At 74.5% G+C, this 4,934-nt stretch carries 4 protein-coding genes; all 4 read right to left on the bottom strand.

Annotated features, from left to right (window positions below):
- A partial coding sequence (locus tag A949_RS33365; RefSeq protein WP_037706360.1) for a biotin/lipoyl-containing protein occupies nt 1-432 on the bottom strand: 432 nt, incomplete at its 3' end.
- A gap of 61 nt (nt 433-493) precedes the next feature.
- A complete protein-coding gene (lpdA, locus tag A949_RS0113880; RefSeq protein ID WP_078534161.1) occupies nt 494-1,900 on the bottom strand; it encodes a dihydrolipoyl dehydrogenase in 1,407 nt (468 codons plus the stop codon).
- A gap of 278 nt (nt 1,901-2,178) precedes the next feature.
- Nucleotides 2,179-3,741, bottom strand: coding sequence for a leucyl aminopeptidase (locus A949_RS0113875; protein WP_019356619.1), 1,563 nt, complete (start codon nt 3,739-3,741; stop codon nt 2,179-2,181).
- A gap of 146 nt (nt 3,742-3,887) precedes the next feature.
- Nucleotides 3,888-4,706 (bottom strand): adenosylcobinamide-GDP ribazoletransferase, encoded by an 819-nt coding sequence (locus A949_RS0113870; protein WP_037706362.1) that lies wholly within the window; start codon nt 4,704-4,706, stop codon nt 3,888-3,890.
- Nucleotides 4,707-4,934 lie beyond the last annotated feature (228 nt).

The raw sequence follows: 4,934 nt of genomic DNA, 5'->3' as shown, positions 1-4,934 counted from the left end.
GACGGTGCCCTCGGTGACGGACTCGCCCAGTGCGGGCAGCACCACGTCGGTGCCCTCCGCCGCGCCACCGGCGGCGGGAGCGGCGGCGGGCTCGGGCTGGGCCGGGGCGGCCGGTGCCGCGGGCTGCTCGGGCTCGGCCGCCGGAGCGGCGGCGGGCTCCTCGGCGGCGGCGGGCGCCGCGGCGGGCGCGCCGGAGCCGTCGTCGATGACGGCCAGCTCGGCGCCGACCTCCACCGTCTCGTCCTCGGCGACCTTGATGGAGGAGATGGTCCCGGACGCGGGCGCCGGGATCTCGGTGTCGACCTTGTCGGTGGAGACCTCGAGCAGCGGCTCGTCGGCCTCGATGTGCTCACCCTCGGCCTTCAGCCATCGGGTGACGGTGCCCTCGGTCACGCTCTCGCCGAGCGCCGGCAGGGTTACGGAAACCGCCATGGTTTCTGTTGCTCCTTACAAAACTGTGCGGATGGGTCGCGCCCTGACTCGAACTCGGCGGTCAGTCGTGGGAGTGCAGCGGCTTGCCGGCCAGCGCCAGATGGGCCTCGCCGAGCGCCTCGGTCTGCGTCGGGTGGGCGTGGATGAGCTGGGCCACCTCGGCGGGCAGCGCCTCCCAGTTGTAGATGAGCTGGGCCTCGGCCACCTGCTCACCCATGCGGTCACCGACCATGTGGACGCCGACCACGGCACCGTCGCGCTCCTGGACGAGCTTCACCTCGCCTGCCGTCTTGAGGATCTTGCTCTTGCCGTTGCCCGCGAGGTTGTACTTGAGCGTGACGACCTTGTCGGCACCGTACCGCTCCTTGGCCTGCTCCTCGGTCAGGCCGACCGAGGCCACCTCCGGGTTGCAGTAGGTCACCCGCGGTACCCCGGCGTAGTCGACCGGAACCGGGTTCAGGCCCGCCAGCCGCTCCGCGACCAGGATGCCCTCGGCGAAGCCCACGTGCGCCAGCTGCAGGGTGGGGATCAGGTCGCCGACGGCGGAGATCGTCGGGACGCCGGTGCGGCAGTACTCGTCCACCGTCACGAAACCGCGGTCCACGGCGACCCCGGCCTCCTCGTAGCCCAGGCCCTCGGAGACCGGGCCGCGGCCGATGGCGACCAGCAGCACCTCGGCCTCGAACTCCTTGCCGTCGGCCAGGGTGACCTTGACACCGCCGTCGGTGTACTCGGCCTTGTCGAAGAAGGTGCCCAGGTTGAACTTGATGCCGCGCTTGCGGAAGGCCCGCTCCAGGAGCTTGGAGCTGCTCTCGTCCTCGGCCGGCACCAGGTGCTTGAGGCCCTCGACGACGGTGACGTCCGCGCCGAAGGACTTCCACACCGAGGCGAACTCGACGCCGATGACGCCGCCGCCCAGGATGATCGCGGACTTCGGGACCCGGTCCATGACCAGCGCGTCGTCGGAGCTGATGATGCGCTCGTGGTCGATGGTCAGACCCGGCAGCGACTTCGGCACCGAGCCGGTCGCCAGCAGGATGTGGCGGCCCTCGTAGCGCTGGCCGTTGACGTCGACCGAGGTCGGCGAGGAGAGGTGGCCGGCGCCCTCCACGTAGGTGACCTTGCGGGAGGCGACCAGCCCCTGCAGGCCCTTGTGGAGGCCGGAGATCACGCCGTCCTTGTACTTGTGGACACCGGCCATGTCGATGCCCTCGAACGAGGTCTTGACCCCGAACTCGGCGCTCTCGCGGGACTGGTCGGCCACCTCGCCCGCGTGCAGCAGCGCCTTGGTCGGGATGCAGCCCCGGTGCAGGCAGGTACCGCCCAGCTTGTCCTTCTCGATCAAGGCGACGTCGAGACCGAGCTGCGCGGCGCGAAGGGCGGCGGCATAACCGCCGCTGCCGCCCCCGAGGATCACTAGGTCGAAAACGGTGCTGGCGTCGTTCGCCACGTCACGTCCTCCATGCATGGGTACGCCGTAGCCGGTCTCCTGTGACCGGGCGGCTTGAGGTTCGGCCGCTGTGTGTCTGCTCGGCCCTTGTCGTGTCGGCTTCTGTCAAGCCGTGCGGGGCCCTGTCCTGCCGGTCATCCATCTTCGCACCTGTTGCCGGAAACCGGGACGCGGGCCCCCGCTACCCCGAAGAACCGGGCCCGGGCCGTGCGGCCCCGCCCGCCCACCGGCACCGGTGGGCGGGCGGGGCCGCGCCGGGTACGCGGCCGGCGGTGGACCCGCATCCGCCGCGGGGCTCAGTCCAGACCGCTCTCCGCGGTGCGCTCCACGAGCCGGACCAGCGTGCGGACCGCCGAGCCCGTGCCGCCCTTGGGCGTGTAGCCGAAGGGGCCGGACTCGTTGAAGGCCGGGCCCGCGATGTCCAGGTGCGCCCAGCGGGTGTCCTCGGGGACGAACTCCTTCAGGAAGACCCCGGCCAGCAGACCGCCGCCCATCCGCTCGCCGATGTTGGCGAGGTCGGCGACCGGCGAGTCCATGCTCTTGCGCAGGTACCCGGGCAGCGGCATCGGCCAGGCGGCCTCGCCGGCCTCCTCCGCGGACTCCTGCACCGCGCCGCGGAACCCGTCGTCGTTCGCCATGATCCCGAACGTCCGGTTGCCCAGCGCCAGCACCATCGCGCCGGTCAGGGTGGCCACGTCCACGATCGCGTCCGGCCGCTCCTCGCCGGCCCGGGCCAGTGCGTCCGCCATCACCAGCCGGCCCTCGGCGTCGGTGTTGAGCACCTCCACGGTCTTGCCGCTGTACATGGTCAGCACATCACCCGGACGGGTGGCCGAGCCGGACGGCATGTTCTCCGCGAGGGCCAGCCACCCGGTCACATTCGCCCGCAGCCCCAGCCGGGCGGCGGCGACGACCGCGGCGAAGACGGCGGCGGCGCCGCTCATGTCGCACTTCATCGTCTCGTTGTGGCCGGCGGGCTTGAGCGAGATGCCGCCCGAGTCGTAGGTGATGCCCTTGCCGACCAGCGCCAGGGACGTCTTCGCCTTCGGGTGCGACCAGCCGATCCGCACCAGCCGCGGCGGCTGCGCCGAGCCGTTGCCGACCCCCAGGATGCCGCCGTAGCCGCCCTTGGTCAGCGCCTTCTCGTCCAGCACCTCGAAGGTGAGGCCGTGCGCCTTGGCCGCGTCGCGGGCCTCGGCGGCGAACGCCTTGGGGTCCAGCCCGTTGGCCGGGGTGTTGATCAGGTCACGGGCGCGGTGCACCTCCTCGGCGACGACCAGGGCCCGGTCGGCGGCCGCCTTGTGCGCCTTGTCCCGCGGCTTGCCGCCGAGCAGCGCGACCTCCGCCAGCGGCGCCGAGGCGTCCTTGCCGTCCTTGGACTCGCTGCCCTTGCCGCGGTACGCGGTGAAGGAGTAGGCGCCCAGCAGCGCGCCCTCGGCGACCGCGGCCACCGCCTCGGTGTCCTCCAGCGGCAGTGCGAACCCGGCCCTCCGGCTGCCCGCCAGCGCGCGCGCCGCGGCCCCCGCCGCCCGGCGCAGCGCCTCGGTGCCGTACGTCTCCTGCTTGCCGGGGGCGTCGCCCAGGCCGACCGCGAGCACCAGCGGGGCCTTCACCCCGCTCGCCGGGGCCGGGAGTTTGGTGACCTCGCCCTCGCCGCCGCCGGCGCCGAGCGTCTCGAGTGTCGCGGCCAGCTTGCCGCCGTACGCCTTGTCCACGGCCTCCGCGCCGGGGGCGAGGACGAGGGCGGAGCCGCCGGTCCGGCCCGCCTTGCCGGCGGAGCCGCCCTTGGCGATACCGATGACGACAGCGTCCGCGCGCAGCGTCGCAGCGGACGAGGTGCTGAGAGTCAGTGCAGACACGTGGGAGAGACCTTCTTCCTGGACTGGGCTCCGGAGAGCGAAGCGCCTCCGGTTTCGGACGCTCCGGGCATGGTATGCCCGCCCTCTTCCTCCCGTCGCAGGTCCTCCCGCCCCTGTCCGGCCCGCCCGGCGGCGTGCACCGGTGTTCACAGCAGGACCGCCACCACCAGGGTGCAGCTCGCCGCGGCCTCGGCCACCCCGCCGAAGACGTCCCCGGTCACGCCCCCGAACCGCCTGACGCAGTGCCGCAGCAGCAGTTCGGCGGCGCACAGCCCCAGCACCGTGGCGGCCGCGGCCGCCAGGGCGGCCGTACCGCCCGTCGGCAAGGCGCCTCCGGCCGCCAGCACGGCGCAGCAGCCCGCCGCGGCCGGCGCCACCGCCCGTGGCACGGTCTCCGCGACGGCGGCCCCCAGGCCCTCGGGCCGCGCGGCGGGTACGCCCCGGCGGGCGGCGAGGGCCAGCGCGCCGCGGGCGGCGACGCCGGCGGCCACCGCACCGGCCGCCCCGGCGGCCCACCCCCGCGCGTACAGCTCGGCGAGCGCGGCCACCTGCGCCAGCAGCACGAAGACCAGGGTGACCACGCCGAACGGTCCGATGTCGGACTGCTTCATCACCCGCAGCGCCGCGTCCGCGGGCTTCCCGCTGCCCAGCCCGTCGGCGACATCGGCCAGCCCGTCCAGGTGCAGTCCCCGGGTCAGCACGGCGGGCACCGCCGTGCCGACGATCCCGGCCAGCAGCGCGGAGGCGCCGCACAGCAGCAGTGCGGCCCCCGCCGCCGCGGCGAGGCCGCCCACCACCAGCCCGACCACCGGGGCGCACACCATGCCCGCCCGGGCGGCCGGCCGGTCCCAGCGGGCGACCCGCACCGGCAGCACGGTCAGGGTGCCGAAGGCGAACCGCAGCCCCTCGGCCGCGGAGGCCGGAGCGGCATCGGCCGGAGTACCGGGGGGGAGTCCCGGCGGGATCACCGGCAGGATCACCGGCGGGATCACCGGCGGGGGAGGAGGCGTCCATGGCGGAGCAGGCTACCCGCGCCCTCCGCCCGGGCCGGAGGGCGCGGGCAGCGGCCGGAGTGCGGCCGGGCTCCGCACGGGCCCTGGCGGCGCGCCGCCACGACAGGCTGCCCGGCACTCGCCGGCGTGCGCCCGGCCGGCTCCGGCACCGCCGGTGCTCAGGTGGCGTCCAGGGCCGCC

The sequence above is a fragment of the Streptomyces sp. AA1529 genome (assembly GCF_000280905.1).
In the GTDB taxonomy this organism is placed as follows: domain Bacteria; phylum Actinomycetota; class Actinomycetes; order Streptomycetales; family Streptomycetaceae; genus Streptomyces.
Note: the sequence above shows the minus strand (reverse complement) of the source record. Positions and strands in the feature narration are given on the sequence as shown.